This is a genomic window from Limnochordia bacterium, from assembly GCA_023230925.1.
Classification (GTDB): Bacteria; Bacillota; Limnochordia; order DUMW01; family DUMW01; genus JALNWK01.
In genome coordinates this window covers 1-15,928 of the sequence record JALNWK010000023.1, presented here as the reverse complement: position 1 = coordinate 15,928, position 15,928 = coordinate 1, and the positions used below count along the sequence as shown (strand labels likewise).

Below are 15,928 nucleotides of genomic sequence, written 5' to 3'. Positions count from 1 at the left end.
TTATCGATCCTCCATTAACCAGGCCCGTAGTGCATCTAACACTTGACTTGGATTTTCCTTATACATCTCGGCAATTTCCTTTTGTAGGTCGTACTGAACACTAGGCTCTTCTTTCGGGACTGCGTCCGTTGGGGCAGCTTCAAAGGCAGCCTTCAACCATTCGGGCATTGGTGCCTCCTCTACCGGTGCTGGCTTCCGTCGCAAGAGAACAATCATAAGAATGAGAATGACCACAAGGGCCACCCCAAGCAAGATCCACGGCAATCGCTTGGGTCCTACCTCGGGCACCGGATCCTCCAACATATCTAGTTGATCAAACAACGTCGGCGCAAAAGCGGTAGAATATACCGCGAGAGTATAGGGTGTATCCTCACTGCCACCAAGAATAGCCATCGCCGTCGTCCGAATGCTATCTTCAAGTTCCGGGGTGAGCTCCCCATCAACCCAAATTGCGGCTGAGCAGCTGGTGATCTTTCCCGGAGCAATCACCGTCTTTTCGATCTGTCGATTTAACTCATAGTTCCTTGTGGCGTCCCGTTTGGCATAATCACCAATGGTATTCTCATCGGTCTGTTCGTAGGTCGGTATGTTAGCACTAATACCCACCACACCGCCCGGTACCTCTGCGGTTCCCCGGAAGGTCTCCTCATAGACCTGCTCACTGCGAATAAGCTGCCCCTCTTCACCAGGGTCGAAGGTCTCGCTGGTAGTCTCCCGGTAATCGAAGTCCATGGCTACATTGACCCGGGTCACCACCCGACCAAATCCAAACACCTGCTCTAGAAGTGACCGTAACCGATCTTCTAGATGCCTTTCATATTGTTGTTGCAGCTGGAATTGGGTTGACAGCTGCTGCCCTGATAGCTGGAAAGCACCCTCTTCGCCAATAATCGCGGATAAGGTATTTCCTTGGGTATCTACAACAGTAACGTTTTTGGGCTTCATCCCTTCGACACTGCTGGCTACCAGATTGACAATCCCCCGGATCTGCCAATCGCTTAGTCCTTTGTTCGGCCGAAGCTTCACTAGCACCGAAGCGGTGGGCTCGTAGCGATCTCTTAGGAAGATGCTCTGCTCTGGAATGACCAGGTGAACCCGCACGTCTTCAACTTCGTCTAGTTGCTTGAGGGTGCGGACCAATTCCCCTTGGAGTGCCCATGTGTATTTCACTTTCCGGTCAAACTCAGTACTACCAATGCTTGATTCCGTAAACGTTTCAAAACCTACTACTCCGCCGCTAGGTAACCCCCCGGCAGCAAGCTCGAGCCTTAGTTTATGGACCTGTTCTTGGGGAACTAGGATAGTTGTTCCTTGATCCGTAAGCTTGTATGATACGCCTTGTTCATCAAGCTTTCTTAAGATCTCACCTGCATCCTTAGACTCAAGCCCGGTAAACAATGGTACCAAGTCCTTGTGTCCCGCCCAAAGGGAAAGACCAATAATCGTGCAAACGACAAGTAGTGAAACTAGACCATAGCCGATCTTAGCCGACCGGGGCAAAGCTTTGAGCTTAGCTGTTAGCTGTTGAAACATTTCCATAGATGCCACTCAATCCTTGAGTAATTTAGACTTGGATCCGCATAATCTCGTTGTATGCTTCCACAACCTTGTTTCGTACCTGAATGGCAAGCTGTAGATTCAGCTCCGCCTTCTGCATGGTCACCATTACCCCGTGCAAATTATCCGTCTGGCCCGATGCTAGATCTAGGGCTTCCTGGTGGGCCTGCTTCTGACTCACAAGCAAGTCCTTCCCCGCCTCTTTTAGCAAATCTGCAAAGCTACTGCCTTGCCCATCTATCCTATTTAGGGGCTGTTGAATCTGTAGTTGTAGTGGTCGAATGTTCTCCACGATCATGAGCACGTAACCTCCTTATCTGCCGATCTGTAAGGCCGATTGGGCCATGGTCTTTCCCGCTTGAATAACTGCAGCATTAGCTTCGTATGCACGCACCGCCCCAATCATATCCACCATTTCCCGGATGACATCCACATTAGGATAGGTTACATAGCCTTGTTCATCGGCATGGGGATGACCCGGTTCATAAACTCGACGAAAATCCGAGTTGTCTTCCACGATCTTATCTACCCTTACCCCGGACACCGCGGCCTTATCCCCTTGGAGACCTGCAAGAATTTGGGCAAAACTTGGGGCGTAGCTTGCCGGTCGATACACCACAAGCCTTCTTCGATACACATCACCGGTTTCAGTTCGTGTAGATTGGGCATTAGCTACGTTTGCCGAGATCACATCCATCCGTAACCGTTCTGCGGTAAGGGCAGAAGCACTCACGTCAAAGGAGCTGAAAAAACCCATGACTTACCGTCTCCCTTCGGAAATCGCATATTGGAGCATCCGAAACTGACTGGACAGAACCTGGGACGTGACTTGGTAAAACACCGTGTTCTTTGCTAGGGCAGCATTCTCATACTCTAAGTCCACATTGTTCCCGTCCTGGCGGATGCTTGTCCGCACTTCTTTTATGATCGGGCCGGTATTAAGGCGGGATCCGATGTGCCGTTCGTTGGTACCCACAATCCGTAGATTCGTAGTCTCTCCTAAAGCTTGTTTTAAGGATTCTTTAAACAGTACTTCCCTCCGCCGGTACTTTGGCGTGTGAATGTTGGCGATGTTATCGCCGATGACCTCATGCCGTGCCGCCGCAACATCCAGCGCGTATTCTAAGTTAGTGATGGCTCTTGTTTGCATCGTGCGATCAACTCCTGACTGAGTAAATACAAAAAAGGCAGTCTAAATCACAACAATAAAGGATCTAGACTGCCTTTAGATAAAAGAAGCCTCTTTCGGTAACCCGGCTACCTATCCCGATCATCCATTGATAGACCCGTGGCTTTGCGTCCCCACCTCACGATGGGTTTGCCTTTATCGTTGAGCTTTAGATTATGTTCAGTTCATATATTTAATATTCGTTAAAATCTACCAAAACCCTTCTTTCATGAACAAAGAAAGTAAATATCCAGCAAAAGTAGGACTCAAGTCGGACTATTAACACTCGACATCCCGGTTTTCCCTATGCTATTAGTCCCGTTTCTCCCATTTCACGACGGTTATAATTATTATTCGACGGTAATAATGGAATTCCTGCTAGATTTTACCGAAAATTTGCTGAACCAAGGATAAACAAGAAAAACGGCCTGCCAATCCAATGGATTTGCAGGCCTTAGGGGAGGGGGTACTTTTATCTGCTTACATGCTCAATAGCTGCAGACCATGTATCTTTAAGCTCTTCAATGAAGGGGAGTACTTCTTCGATATCTTGAGGATTCTTTGAGATGTTTGCTGCTAAGATTCTTTGACTAAGGTAATCATAAAGCTGCCCCATGGCGATACTGATCTCATATTCCGGATCCAAGGCAGCGGATAGTTCTCCTAGCAAATCCTGTGCCCGAACGAGATCTTTATGGGCTGCCTCAAGTTCCTTTCGGCGTAAAGCCACAAGGGACCTTCGTAGGGCCTTTCGTATTTCCTCAAAGACAAGTAGGACTAATTTCTCAGGTTTTTGGGTCATCACCTGAGACTGAACATAGGCGTTTTGGGGATTGAACACATTCCTCACCTCCTAGGCCCGTTTATCTAAAAACCGTGCCTGTGGTTTAGGGTGTTCTGAGCCTTTATTTAGCTCAGTAAGCTGAACACAGGTATCGATGTACTTTGCCAGTACCTCTTTCTCGTTAACCCGATCAAGGCTTTGTATTTGAAGCAGCAGGTCCTTAATCTGATCCACATCTTCGATGGGAACATCGCCTAATCCATCGATGCTCTCCATTAAATCTTGCTTTTTATCTACTAGTTCCTGTAGTTTATCGTAATCTCCCTGACCAATCCACTTGCTTTGTTCTAGGGTTAGGGCATGTAGCTGTTTGAACAATGTTAGTAGCGTCTGGTTCTTAGACATTGATCGATTCCTTTTCTCTAAGGCTTTAGCGACGGGTTCTTTGCGAAGCCAGACTGTTTAGGCTGGTAAGCTGGGCTTCAAGCCAATCGCTTTGGCCCATCAACTCGGAGAGTACCTTCTCCATCGCGGTAAACTGCTGATATAAGGACTCTTTCTTCCGCTCGAGCCGGTCTTCTTGTGCTTCAATCTGCTTCGTAATATCCTTCGTACGCTTCGTTAGGTAATCCTGCTTGTTGGCGATCACCCCGTCGTAACTTTTGGTGTAGTCTGCAAGAAAGTCCTGAACCCGGGATGCTAGTCCCTTGTCTCCATCGTAGAAGAAGGTGCGTACCTTCTCGGCATCCTCTTCTAAAGCAGCAACCAACTTCTTCTCATCAAGACTCATCTTACCATAGCGGTCGACCTCGATACCTAAGTCTGCAATTGAGTGGAAGTCACCATGTCCCATAACATCGGTAATGGTCCGGCGCAGAGCCGATTGGAGCGTTCTGGCGGTACTATCCGCGAAGAAGATACCAACTGTCTCAGTGGCTTCGTCTCGGCTTTGCCCTTGCTGCAGATACTCTGAGAGGGCGTTATACTGGTTGACAAAGGTCTTTAGTTTGTCCACAGTCTCTTGGGTGTTGATCTTAACGGTAATATCTGTACTACCGACATCCTTGAGGGTAAAAGTTACTCCCTGCACCGCATCGTCGATCACATTGGTGCTCCGTGTGACTGTAAGACCATCAATATGCACAATGGCATCCTGAGCCTTTTGAATGTGATGCTGAAAGGTAGGGGTCGGCTCTTCGGTCAGAACACCAAGTTCTTGGAGAAGGCCATCGGGATCAGTTACGGTGATGCCGTGCTTTGTACCTGTCTTTGCACCAGCTAAGATGAGACGGTTGTCCACAATCTTTGCGTTTACACCAAGATCCTCCACCTGGTTAATGATGTCCTGGATATCCTTGAGATTATGTTCTGCAGTCACGGTAATGGTCTTGCCATTGACAGTAAACTCACCTTGTAATCCAAGGGAAGTATCTACATCATCAAACCGGTTGGAGGCAACGCGATCGGCTTTGGCCAGTTGCTCAACTTCCACCCGATAGGATTCAGCCACAGCATTGGCTGCCGCTGCAGCGGTAGCTGTACCCTCATTTGACGATGTGACCTTTCTGCTGGTAAAGGTCTTGCTCAGCTTTAGGTCCTTGATAGTATTCTCGAGGGCTAGCAGGCGTGTATTGAGGGTACGCCAAGCATCCTGAAGCCTTTGGGTCTTGGTTCGCTCACTGTAAAGGCGCAGAATCGGCCCCTTCTCCAATTCAATTAGTCGTGTAACCAACGCTTCAGTATCTATTCCGGATACAATACCATCGATACGCATCTTACTACCTCCTAAACCCGCTCATCTACTAAGAGTCCCACCACTTCATAAATCTTGGCCAGCATGTCCAAAATCTGTACCGGAGGAACTTCCCGGATTACTTCGCCGGTGGCACTGTCAATAACCTGCACAAAGATTCGGTTAGTCTCTTCATGCACATCGAATTTCAGACGTTTGTTGAATGTAGAAACAATAGCTTGCAGCTGCTTGGTGCCGTTTTCTATCTCACCTATGCCAGGCTGCCTGATTTGCTGATGAACCTTCGTCCCGTTGCGTTCGCTCGGTAGTTGTTTATGCTGTGTTTCTAGGTTGTTTGCTACACTAGATACCGCCTTGATTTCGCTCGCAGGCTTTATTTGCATGTGCTTGACACCTCTTTAATTGCGGCGGCGGAATCATTAGGTTGTTATGTAGGATATATCGGTTTTTGAAGGGCAATGTTTAGCCTGCGTTGCTGCAATGGTCTAAGCAGTCTACGCGAAAAACGGTTCGGAGCAGTGAATACCGTTGTAGATGTCTCGGTAGTAACAGATGAAGAATGGACTTCTTTAGATTCTTCTATTCCATAGTGGGCATGCCCAGGTTTTGGTATGCTGCCTTGGCGTACCGAACTTGACTAGTATGGTTAAGATATCCGCGTTATGCAATCGTTAGTCTCCGGATTTCAATCACTGGCTAGACAGAGTAAGCAAACCAAAAGGTCTTGCCGAAGCACCTAAACCCGTGGCGCAGCACCTCCAGATAGCCCTCGTATTCACTGATAGTCTTAGTACGATACCCGAATGGTTATGTCTCATTGGTAATCGTTCTGTAACAGGAGCGGAGCGCTTGATGCAGATAACGTAACCAGTGCTACTGTCTTGGCTGAGGTGGTCAATCGAAGTCACAGCTAACAGACCCCGAAAGGGCCGAAGACTGTCCGCAATTAATGGTTTGGGCCAAATAGCTACAACAGTATACTACTAAAGACACCTAGTAGCCCGCAGAAATGCTATGTCTGTTTGTCTGTTGTATTGTAAGTATTCGCCTTCGTTTATGCGAACCATAGGATGACTCGAAAGCCCTTGTCATAAAGTTCGATGCCCCACCCATTGGTTTTATGACACCGCTCGCATATAATATAGTCAGAGAAAAGGGGTCACTATAAGCAATAGAGTGGAAACATTGGTTTAAAGTTGAAAGCCTTGCGTGAACATGCCAGCTTTACACAAAGTAATATTGAGGAAAACGAGCGCTTACTTCCGATATGCTTGACAAACTAGCCGCTTTATATGGAGTGCAGGTATCTGCCTTTGAAGATGCGAAACAACCGGCAAAACCGTTGAACTTTGCGCTTCGTGCAAGCAAAATTAGTGAGGAGAATCTGGAAGCAATCAGTGCCATAAATAAGATTGCATTGAATTGCAACTTTATGACCCAATTGCTTGAGGGTAATCATGCCAATGGATAAACTAGACTTACGGAAAAGAGCCATCCAATTAAGGAAGCAACTCGGCGAAGACGCCACTTCCCCAATTGACATATTTGCTTTAGCCTACTCCATTGACCGCCTTTCGATCGTTTATTACCCGATTCTTGTAAATGATTCTGTTATACTGAACTAAGTTGAACATACCCAAGATAGCTCTCAGGGTTGGCTGGGTCATCTTTACGCCACCGGGACCGATTACCATAGCATCCTCTTATTTGATTTCCCGACGGGCTACCCGTTCCACTACTGACAGAATCATCATGGCTATAGGGCGCATATATGCGACGGTTTCTATGCGGAGACGGGTCTTTTGGATAGAGTGAGTTAACAAGGTGGGGAGATTTTAGCTGCTGAAACTTCTTCTCTACACTGCTTTGTGTTTTGTATTCCGCAAGGATCTACTCTCCGCTAAGGCGTAAGTCGTTGGTTGCTGGAACAAAGGTGCAATCGTGTTGACTAGTCTTTCCGCGGCATCTTCGTCAGGGGTATACGCCATGGCGAGTTCATAAACATACGGCTTACCCGCTACGGACACTATGCTTACCAGAACGGGCTCTATGCAGGGCCGATTTAGCTTTGGGGTAGGGATAGTAGTGTGCTCATATATAGTAACAATTCCTCTGTGAGTGGTTGACTAGATTATCTCTGCTGAAAACAATGAAGCAGTACATACTAAGTGGATATGGAAAGCTGCCCTCAACTATCAAGTAGGCTTCTTAAGTCTCATGGGTATCAGGGCTTATCAGAGTCACCGTTAGGGACCTTCTTGCCACCGTAAAAGATGGCTCGCAAACTCTGTTGCCATAGCATCATTGTCCTGCTTCCCTAACAACTCGGAGATCTCTTTGAAAGTGATGTAATCTCCCAAAAGCTTTAGGTCTTGCTTAGGCATAATGTAGATCACGTTGATCTTCGCATCGCTCTTAATAACCTTGATCTCGCGAATTAGGGACTTGGTTGTGCAACTAGAAGCCCTCAGACTAGATTCCAGGTCATCCGGGAGCCGCACACACCCTGCTTTCTGCAGCTGCTGGAACAGGTATAGATACTTGCATCTATGATTCGTCCCGAGGAATATCTCTTTCAGACTCTCTAGAACCCATACAAAAGGTTGTCCCGCAATCTCAGAAAGATACTCATGTGTAAGGTTTCCCCCTGCCCTATCCGTCTTCAGTTTCAAGAAAATGACCCCTTTTGGCTGCTCTGAGAAAAGGACATAATCCACCTTGACAGACCGGTTGGTGCCATCTTCAGTACCAACGACTTCCTGATGGGAAACTCAGGGATAATCGTTTCCTGGAGCCTAACCGGTTTCCCATTTCTGTTCGATAATTGATTTTCTACGATTTCTTTGAGATAATATCCAAAGAAAATGTCGATACGCCGCTCTATCTGGTAGTTGGGAAACTGTCTCATGAATCAAGTGTCTGAAATATTGGTTTTGGCACAACCTCTGCCCTCCCCCTTAATGAAAGGGTTCCAAGTATCACTGGTTAGTTGAAAGCGGCCCTAGGATATCCCAGGGCCGCCTGTAATACTGAAACTATTTATCCTATCCAAGCAACTGCAGTACCGACTGCGGTGCCATGTTAGCCTGTGCAAGCATAGCTGTAGAGGCCTGCTGTAGAATCTGGAACTTGGTAAAAGCCATCATCTCTTCGGCCATATCTACATCACGAATTCTTGATTCAGCAGCCTGGAGATTCTCTGCAGAGGTTCCAAGGTTAGCAATGGTATGATCCAAACGGTTTTGAGTAGCGCCCAATTTGGACCTCTCAGCAGATACGGTCTCGATTGCATTGTTAATGGCTGTCATTGCTGCATCTGCTGCACCTTGAGATGAAACATCGATGCCGCCAACAGAAAACTCGTCGCCTGTAGCAAGAGCCGCACTGAAGGTAATAAGAGTGGTAGCACCATCTAAGCTACTAAATGTTATGCCATCCGTGGATTTTGCCACGACTTGACCATTACCGTCAACTAATCCACCGGCGGTTGCATCATACGTATAGGTACCAGCCTGTAAACCTGCATTGGTTACGGACGCTGTAGCGGAAGCGGTCCCTTCTGCTATTACTACGGTTCCGGTAGTAACCGCTTCGGTAAAAGTAAGGGTTTCAGTTGCACCACCAGTTGATGCAAATACTTTACCCGCTCCGTCATTACTTGTAGCAATCACGTTACCATCCTTGTCCACGAGGTCAAACTCACCTGCGGTGGCACTCTCTTTCACTTCGTACGTTCCATCAACAAAGTCCGTTGTCCCTGTAGGATCGGCTGTCAGTTTGAGCTTAGCATCCCCAGCTACTCCTAATGCAAATCCACGCATATCATCTATTGCTAGAGTCAAGCTTTGGCTTTCATTTGCCCCGATGTGGAAAATCCCTTTGAAGCTACCATTGAGCAGTTTCTGTGTATTGAACTCCGTGTTTGCACCGATTCTGGAAAGCTCCTGTGATAACTGGTCAACTTCCTTTTGGAGCTCTGCACGGTCTGCAGCTGTATTGGTGTCATTGGCTGACTGAACTGCCAATTCCCGCATTCTTTGAAGAATGGAGTGAGTCTCGTTCAAAGAACCTTCAGCGGTCTGAATCATGGAAATGCCATCCTGAGCATTGCGGCTAGCCTGTTTCAAGCCCCGAATCTGCCCTCTCATCTTCTCTGAGATAGCCAGACCTGCAGCGTCGTCTCCAGCTCGGTTGATCCGCAAACCCGAGGAGAGCTTTTCCATGGACCTTGCAGCACCAGCTTGATTAGCACCCAACTGACGTTGAATCTTCTTCCCCTGTGACACAGAAAAAGACTTCCTTATTATATACGGAAACGCATTATGTCCGTAACCCCCACGCCATGGGCTTCTAACGAATCATGCTCGTTTCAAGCGATTTTCAATTTGTGCCATTGGACAATCAAAGGATTATCGAATCAATACATGATTTGCCTTTGGTAATCCAAGGTTATAGGAAGTGAGTTTATTATTTGTTTTTAATGCCACACTGCCAACCTATAGGCCCCGCAATGAGTTTGGAGAAACCCTTTGCACTATGATAGTATTGAGTCAGGGAGGGTTTTCAAATGAAGTCACGCCAGTATTCTGATGAGTTCAAGGAGAAGATCATTCAAGAGTGCCAAGAAGTAGGGAATGTCTCACTTGTTGCCAGGCGCTATGAGATTTCTCCCAACACCATCCATACTTGGCTGAGGAAGTACCGAGAGTTGGGCACTGTTAGGAGCCTTAAGCGTGGTGAGCTGGCTAATGTGAAAGCAATGTCTGAGCAACTGAAGAAGGTCAGTACTGAAAATGATAGACTCAAGCGCTTGGTGGCAGAAAAGGAGCTTGAGATAGCAATACTCCGGGATCTACTTAACACAGTAAACCCCAAATAGCCGACAGGGCAACCATTGCTCAAGAGTGGACCCAGGAGGGTTATTCTGTAAGGACCGTCCTGCGCTCTGTCGGCCTCAACGAGTCCACTTACTATGCTAGAATAAAATCAAAACAGCCACGAACAGAGCCACGAAAGCCAGGCAGACCAATACCGGGTTATAGCCTTAACACACAGGGCGAACGGGTTGATGACGAGACAATTAAACGAATGCTACTGGAGTTGGTTACAGGAGACGGTTTTCCTTATGGTTACAAGAAACTTACAATTGAGCTGAGAGAAACCTATGGGTTGAGAATTAACCGCAAGAAGGTGTACCGTCTATGTAAGGAACTCGACATCCTGCGGCCCAGAAGAGTGATAAAACCATGCCGCCCTATCAAGCCGGGCCGCAAGCGGAAAGCTGAAAGGCCCAATCAACATTGGGAGATAGACCTTAAGTACGGCTATATACACGGTACCAACCAGTTATTTTACCAGATTTCAATCATCGACATTTTCGATCGATGCATTGTAGGAAGTCATATTGGCCTCAGTGCTAAAGCAAAAGATGCTGCCAAAACCGTTGAAATCGCCGCTCAGCAGCGCAACATTGAACCCGGACAATTAACCCTTCGCAGCGATAATGGACCGCAGTTTAGGGCCAAGGAGTTTACAGAAACACTAGATAGATTGGGGATTAACCATGAAAGAATCCCGATTAATACACCAAATCTCAATGCGTATATAGAGTCGTTCCACAGTATTCTGGAGGATGAATGCTACAGCAGACATGAATTCGAGACCTTCCAGGACGCATATCGCGAAGTGACCGCTTACCTGGATTACTACAACAATCGCCGGCGTCATGGTAGTCTTGGGTATGTGTCGCCGCTGTCCTATTATCTGAAGAATCGTCATATCAAAGAAGCACTCAAGGCCGCTTAAGATGGGTAATGTGCAACTGGTAGAAATACGAAGCAATCATGCGATATGTAAATGAAGTACAAGCATATTCTCCAAAACTAGGGGGTCAAGGCGCCAATAAACAACTCAGGCGAACGGTTTCCGATCAATCCCTGGCTCCAGCATCCGTCTATCACAACTATATGCAGATAACAATAACAAACCCCCGCAGCTACTACAACATTTGCAGTAACTGCAGGGGTTCCGCTGGCCTTCAATTCGTTTTCGTTAGTAACACCTCTACCTCTCTCCGGTAACCATACTTTTTGAAGAAATCAATCAAGGCGATTTCAAAAATATCTCTTTGAGACATGTTATTCTCCGCGCTGTAATCTCTAATCATCTGGTCAAGTTGATTGCTCATATGGACTGACTTCGTAATAAAGACGCCTGGCACCACGTACCTCGGAAGGTTTCCAGAGATATCCGACTCCAGAAGTTGCACAAGTTTCTCCTTACGACTTTCTAGATACTGCAGTAAGAGCAAGTAATCCTTGATGGCATGGACTTCTACAGATTCGCTAATTGTGACTTCCTCTGTAATGCCGTTTAAGACAGGCTCTTCCGATGCAATCACTTTCTCTGGTACATAATTGCTTCGACCTGTGTCCCAAACGAAACCTTTAGACTTCATGTAATCAGCCATCTCCCTTAGGTTCTCGAAACCAACCTCACGAGCGATCTCTTTAGGCGTTAACTGCTTATCTTTGTACAGAGCCATTACGGTTAGGGCCTTTGCTGAGGGATTCGCCTTGGTTGGCGCACCGTCCTCCCTCTTAACACTCGTAGGAACATAGTTGTTCCGTCCTTTTTCCTTATAGTAACCTTCCCTGCGCATAAAAACGTCCAGGGATCTCGCATGTTTATATCCTAGTTCTCTGGCTACCGTATCGGCATCCTTGCCAGAGTCAATACTGCGGACAACATATTCCGCTTTCTCCGCATTAGTACTGAATTCCACCATACCAACCCTCCCTTACAGTCTCGCAATCGCATCTATCAGCTGATTTTGGGATACGTGAGTGTAAACGGAAGTCGTCTTGAGGTTGGAGTGGCCAAGTAACTTCGAAATGCTGACAATGTTCGCGTCCTTCTTGACAAGTTCGCTTGCAAAGGAATGCCGAAAAACGTGGGGTGTTATCTTCTTCTTACAGCCCAGTCGTTCTCTTGTTTCCCGAATGACTGCTTGGACGGTACCAGAAGAAAGGGTGCCGGTTTTTTTGGTAGCAAAAAACTGTTTGGATGGTGTCCGCCATTGGACATAGTCCTCTAGCTTATCCTTTAGCTTCCTGTTAATGGGTATGCTCCGCGCTTTGCCGCCTTTGCCATTACGAATATGAATCCAATCGGTGTCCATATCCACATCATCAATTGTGAGCGCTAAGGCTTCGGAGATCCTCATTCCAGTATAGAGCAACGTAACGGTAAACACCTTCACCAATTCGTGATCAATTTCTTCAATAAAGCGTAACGCTTCCTCTTCAGAAAGAAATTCTCGTTCGGTGGGGACATACTTAATGTCCTCGATGTCCGACGCTATATCTGTTCTGCACAGTTCACGCTTCCAAGCATATCTAAAGAAACTTTTTAAGGCTGAAGCTATACGCCTGCGGCTAGCAGGTTTATACGACCTCTTTTCCTTTAGAAAGGTCAGGAACTTTTCAACATCAGTAAATGTAACGTCATCAAGGTATACCGGCCCATTCCATACTTGTTGCAGCCAATTTTCAAAAAACTTTAAATCCTGCAGGTATCCCTTTATTGTCCTTTCACTCTTCTCCTGCTGCCTAAGTGATAACCTGTACCCCTCCAATGCGGTACCAAAAAGCATAGTTTCTCACCTTCCTCTTTTAATGGCATCGACGAACAACCGCCCAATAACCGGGCATTATTACATCAAAAGTGCTCTGCCTCCCCCCTTCCTACCTATATACATCACTTTTGTAAGCGATAAAGTCAAGACAATGTGGCAAGATAAACGGCCATTCAGCAGGCGTTTTTTCTCAAATTCCCACCTTCTTATGGGCCATGGCAGTCCCAACATTAAACATGCTATTAACATGCGCATGCTCACTATAAGCCACAGGAAAGGTGTGAAACGGACGGGTTGGGCGTAAAAAAAGAGTCCCGCGGAATGGAAAAGCACCATACCGCGGGACTGTTCTACTGTTTTGGAACTTGTAATCTCTGACCTAAGTGGAGTGTATCATCCTCCAAGCTATTAAGCCTTTTTATCTCGGGATGCCGACTTCCAACTCCAAGCTTGGCTTCTGCTATGCCCCAAAGTGTATCGCCAGGCTTGACTGTATAGACCTCGTACGTAGTTCTGCTGTTCAGTTCACCTTCTACTGCTTGCTCGAAACTTATCCATCGTCTTTCCATGCCTAGGGAACCAGTGCATGACATCGCTGTGATTGCTGGCAATTCCCATTTTATACCCCTCACTGTGGTCAACGATATTCTCAGGGTCTAATCCAAACTTATCGCAGAGATAGATACAAAGCTCCACTGCTTCCTTGTAGACCGCGTTGAAATACACACTATCGGTCAAATCATCCTCGCAGATCTCAAAGCTGATATGAGTGTTATTAGCTGTTCCTCCCGCATGCCAAGCGCGATAATTCCAGGGTAAGGTCTGATAGGTGGCAATGCTGCCATCAGCGAGCTTACCGATGAAAGCGTGAACACACACCTGTCTGCCATCTGGTCGAGCTTGATTCCAATGATTTCTATAAACATTCTCACCCAACTTTCCATCATCAGGCCCTACATACCGTTTCAAATGTGGATTGTTGGCTCCGGTGCTATGAACCATAATTCCTTTTGGGGTTATGATTTGCCCCGCACGATAGCACTCGTTTTTTGTGAGATACAGCCTATTTAGGTTCATCTGTCTTAGACCCCTCCGAACGTAGCTGCTCTAGTACCGTTCTCAACTTGTCGGGAATGGGTAGTCCCATGGCAACGGAATTCTCCAGAATAGAGATTCCCTCGTTACTTAGATAAAAGAAAATGACGGCAGTACGAATCGCATTACCACCGCCAAGTACCTGACTGTCTATGGTGTGCCCTATGCCCACAAGAGTGAATATGAGCACCTTTTTGACAATACCCCTCGCCCCGATTTCGCTTGATAGTTGCTTCTCAACAAAAGCTCGCATGACGCCAGTAATGTAATCGATGGTCACCAACGCAACTAAAGCGTAGATAAAGCCATCATAGCCGCCTAAGAACCACCCCAACCAGGCACCAAGACCTGCAAACATAAATTGCAGATGCTTGCATATTTCCCGCAAACCTAGACCACCTCTTTCGTGGGCAAAATAGAAGAACGCCTGCCCGAAAACAGACGTTCCTCAAAATACTTTTTTCCATTGAAAACCAAAGCTAGGACCTCGCTCCCTACTCACAGATATGGCCGCCAGCAATCGCCCATCTAGCAAATTCCCTGATTCATACTGGATACCCAATCCACCATCGCTAGTGGTTCTAATTGCAATCGGACCAAGAGAAAGCGAAGGCCCTGCTACTTTCCCCCAATAACACCACGGAATTCTTTGTGAATATGGACATGGGACTCAATTAAGCTGGTCAGATACCCTTCTACATCAGCGGTTATTCCTCTTAACTCATTAATCGTTTCCTCAGTCAATCGAGCTTTTACAGCAGCCAGCACACTACTCTTAATCTGCACTTTTTCCTCATCGGTAAGTTTGCCGCCATTTAAATCTTTTAGGTTATCAACCACAGTCTGTTGCGCTTCAAGCACCGCCGCCTGTACTATATTTTCAACAGAGCTGATTGCCCGATTTGCTACCTCACTCTTTGACTTCTGTCTGAAAAACTCTGCACCGTAGGCCACAGCAAAACTCAACATAACTCCCACAAAGGGAAGCACAAGCTTGGTTAGCTCCACCAATAGATCCATTCTTCACCACCTCTTCTTAAACGGTCACAACCGGTATGTTTTCGATTGTCTACTGGGCATCGGTCAACATAGCCTTGATTTCCATATACCTGTTTTGGTATTTAATGTTATCAACGAACTTGATATCATAATCGCGTCCCTGGAATCGTATCCGCATCGATTCATCCAAACCTTCTCTGTATCTAGTGGTAAAAACAAGCATCTTTTCTAATTGGACTGCAGCTGCTGCAAAGTACTCCCGGCCATGAATGTTAGAAACCCTAGCCCAAAGATGATCAGTCTCAATCCAGTCTGAAATCTGATTCCCCCATTCATCCATGTAGGTTGTGAACTCCAGGATAGCTATCCTGTGTCTAAGATCACCGATGTTAATATAATCACCAACCTTCTTTCCGAAATGGAGACAGCAATCTTTTTACAACATCCTCCACTACCTTCATGTCAAGTTCTTCTCGATGCTCGTACAAGTTTGCGGTGATGTACAGTATCGCTTGGTTTACCGATTTGGGGGTTTCTTCAAAATCCTCAAGGCTCATTCTGAGCACCCCTTCACACAGCTCACTTGCCGTTTCAATAAGGGCGGCGATGAGCGCATCCTCCTCACCGCCATCAACCCTCAAATAAAGTTTTGCTTCCTCCAAAGAAACCGCCAAAACCCTCACCTGCCTAACTCTAACTTAGGAAGCTTTCATCTGCAGATATTTAATCGATTCTGGAAGAATTAGCTTTCCATCAACCCGTTGGGTCGCAATGAAACCGACTTGTCCAGTAACAGCATACAGCTCATTGAGACGTAAACGTCAAAGCTAACCCACATAGCACCAGTTTTGTTGTGGTGGGATAATCGAACCATCATAACTTAGCGAGGTGACTGGTGTGGTGACCCAAGACAAACGTCAGCTTTGGGAAGAACGT

Annotated in this window: 20 protein-coding genes, 2 pseudogenes and 1 riboswitch; of the genes and pseudogenes, 3 read left to right on the top strand and 19 right to left on the bottom strand. The window is 46.7% G+C overall.

All coding sequences use genetic code 11. The features are described 5' to 3' along the window. The 8 genes from fliF to M0Q40_06945 all read right to left on the bottom strand — a co-directional run bounded on the left by fliF (position 1) and on the right by M0Q40_06945 (position 5,645). Positions 1-1,539 carry a flagellar M-ring protein FliF gene (fliF, locus tag M0Q40_06980; GenBank protein MCK9222352.1) on the bottom strand — a complete coding sequence of 513 codons (1,539 nt, stop codon included), beginning with the start codon at positions 1,537-1,539 and terminating at the stop codon, positions 1-3. Positions 1,540-1,564: 25 nt separating this feature from the next. After that, entirely contained in the window at positions 1,565-1,855 is a 291-nt protein-coding gene (fliE, locus tag M0Q40_06975; protein ID MCK9222351.1) for a flagellar hook-basal body complex protein FliE, read from the bottom strand. A gap of 15 nt (positions 1,856-1,870) precedes the next feature. Beyond that, positions 1,871-2,314, bottom strand: coding sequence for a flagellar basal body rod protein FlgC (flgC, locus tag M0Q40_06970; protein ID MCK9222350.1), 444 nt, complete (start codon positions 2,312-2,314; stop codon positions 1,871-1,873). Positions 2,315-2,317: 3 nt separating this feature from the next. Continuing rightward, positions 2,318-2,707 carry a flagellar basal body rod protein FlgB gene (gene flgB, locus M0Q40_06965; protein ID MCK9222349.1) on the bottom strand — a complete coding sequence of 130 codons (390 nt, stop codon included), beginning with the start codon at positions 2,705-2,707 and terminating at the stop codon, positions 2,318-2,320. A 94-nt stretch (positions 2,708-2,801) separates the two neighbouring features. Beyond that, a riboswitch (cyclic di-GMP riboswitch) is annotated at positions 2,802-2,890 on the bottom strand. A 307-nt stretch (positions 2,891-3,197) separates the two neighbouring features. Next, positions 3,198-3,566, bottom strand: a complete 369-nt coding sequence (gene fliS, locus M0Q40_06960) for a flagellar export chaperone FliS (protein MCK9222348.1) — start codon at positions 3,564-3,566, stop codon at positions 3,198-3,200. 12 nt (positions 3,567-3,578) lie between these two features. Further along, positions 3,579-3,914 (bottom strand): hypothetical protein, encoded by a 336-nt coding sequence (locus M0Q40_06955; protein ID MCK9222347.1) that lies wholly within the window; start codon positions 3,912-3,914, stop codon positions 3,579-3,581. A 25-nt stretch (positions 3,915-3,939) separates the two neighbouring features. Then, positions 3,940-5,283 (bottom strand): flagellar filament capping protein FliD, encoded by a 1,344-nt coding sequence (fliD, locus tag M0Q40_06950; GenBank protein MCK9222346.1) that lies wholly within the window; start codon positions 5,281-5,283, stop codon positions 3,940-3,942. An 11-nt stretch (positions 5,284-5,294) separates the two neighbouring features. After that, a complete protein-coding gene (locus tag M0Q40_06945; protein ID MCK9222345.1) occupies positions 5,295-5,645 on the bottom strand; it encodes a flagellar protein FlaG in 351 nt (116 codons plus the stop codon). An 884-nt stretch (positions 5,646-6,529) separates the two neighbouring features. Here M0Q40_06945 and M0Q40_06940 point away from each other — a divergent pair. Then, complete coding sequence (locus M0Q40_06940; GenBank protein MCK9222344.1) at positions 6,530-6,733, top strand: hypothetical protein; 204 nt, start codon at positions 6,530-6,532, stop codon at positions 6,731-6,733. A gap of 775 nt (positions 6,734-7,508) precedes the next feature. On the opposite strand, the gene M0Q40_06935 is transcribed toward M0Q40_06940, so the two are convergent. Continuing rightward, on the bottom strand, positions 7,509-7,934 hold the full coding sequence (locus tag M0Q40_06935) for a hypothetical protein (protein MCK9222343.1): 426 nt from the start codon (positions 7,932-7,934) through the stop codon (positions 7,509-7,511). A 372-nt stretch (positions 7,935-8,306) separates the two neighbouring features. Further along, on the bottom strand, positions 8,307-9,548 hold the full coding sequence (locus tag M0Q40_06930; protein ID MCK9222342.1) for a flagellin: 1,242 nt from the start codon (positions 9,546-9,548) through the stop codon (positions 8,307-8,309). A gap of 281 nt (positions 9,549-9,829) precedes the next feature. Between M0Q40_06930 and M0Q40_06925 the strand changes: the two genes are divergently transcribed. Both M0Q40_06925 and M0Q40_06920 read left to right on the top strand, forming a co-directional pair. Beyond that, positions 9,830-10,141 carry a transposase gene (locus M0Q40_06925; protein ID MCK9222341.1) on the top strand — a complete coding sequence of 104 codons (312 nt, stop codon included), beginning with the start codon at positions 9,830-9,832 and terminating at the stop codon, positions 10,139-10,141. 59 nt (positions 10,142-10,200) lie between these two features. Further along, entirely contained in the window at positions 10,201-11,067 is an 867-nt protein-coding gene (locus tag M0Q40_06920) for an IS3 family transposase (GenBank protein MCK9222340.1), read from the top strand. A 232-nt stretch (positions 11,068-11,299) separates the two neighbouring features. Here the strand turns inward: M0Q40_06920 and M0Q40_06915 are convergent, their stop codons facing one another. The 9 genes and pseudogenes from M0Q40_06915 to M0Q40_06875 all read right to left on the bottom strand — a co-directional run bounded on the left by M0Q40_06915 (position 11,300) and on the right by M0Q40_06875 (position 15,807). Further along, entirely contained in the window at positions 11,300-12,049 is a 750-nt protein-coding gene (locus tag M0Q40_06915; GenBank protein ID MCK9222339.1) for a hypothetical protein, read from the bottom strand. A 12-nt stretch (positions 12,050-12,061) separates the two neighbouring features. Then, positions 12,062-12,916, bottom strand: coding sequence for a tyrosine-type recombinase/integrase (locus M0Q40_06910; protein ID MCK9222338.1), 855 nt, complete (start codon positions 12,914-12,916; stop codon positions 12,062-12,064). 332 nt (positions 12,917-13,248) lie between these two features. After that, a complete protein-coding gene (locus M0Q40_06905) occupies positions 13,249-13,467 on the bottom strand; it encodes a LysM peptidoglycan-binding domain-containing protein (protein MCK9222337.1) in 219 nt (72 codons plus the stop codon). Further along, positions 13,427-13,975: pseudogene (locus M0Q40_06900) on the bottom strand (peptidoglycan recognition protein family protein). The gene M0Q40_06905 and the pseudogene M0Q40_06900 overlap by 41 nt, the downstream one beginning before the upstream one ends. After that, a complete protein-coding gene (locus tag M0Q40_06895; GenBank protein ID MCK9222336.1) occupies positions 13,962-14,351 on the bottom strand; it encodes a phage holin family protein in 390 nt (129 codons plus the stop codon). The pseudogene M0Q40_06900 and the gene M0Q40_06895 overlap by 14 nt, the downstream one beginning before the upstream one ends. 260 nt (positions 14,352-14,611) lie before the next feature. Continuing rightward, positions 14,612-15,013: a hypothetical protein gene (locus M0Q40_06890; GenBank protein ID MCK9222335.1), complete on the bottom strand. Its 402-nt coding sequence runs from the start codon at positions 15,011-15,013 to the stop codon at positions 14,612-14,614. A 49-nt stretch (positions 15,014-15,062) separates the two neighbouring features. Next, positions 15,063-15,332, bottom strand: a complete 270-nt coding sequence (locus tag M0Q40_06885; protein MCK9222334.1) for a phage head closure protein — start codon at positions 15,330-15,332, stop codon at positions 15,063-15,065. A 58-nt stretch (positions 15,333-15,390) separates the two neighbouring features. After that, positions 15,391-15,666 (bottom strand): head-tail connector protein, encoded by a 276-nt coding sequence (locus M0Q40_06880; GenBank protein MCK9222333.1) that lies wholly within the window; start codon positions 15,664-15,666, stop codon positions 15,391-15,393. 24 nt (positions 15,667-15,690) lie between these two features. Then, a pseudogene (locus M0Q40_06875) lies at positions 15,691-15,807 on the bottom strand (phage major capsid protein). Positions 15,808-15,928 lie beyond the last annotated feature (121 nt).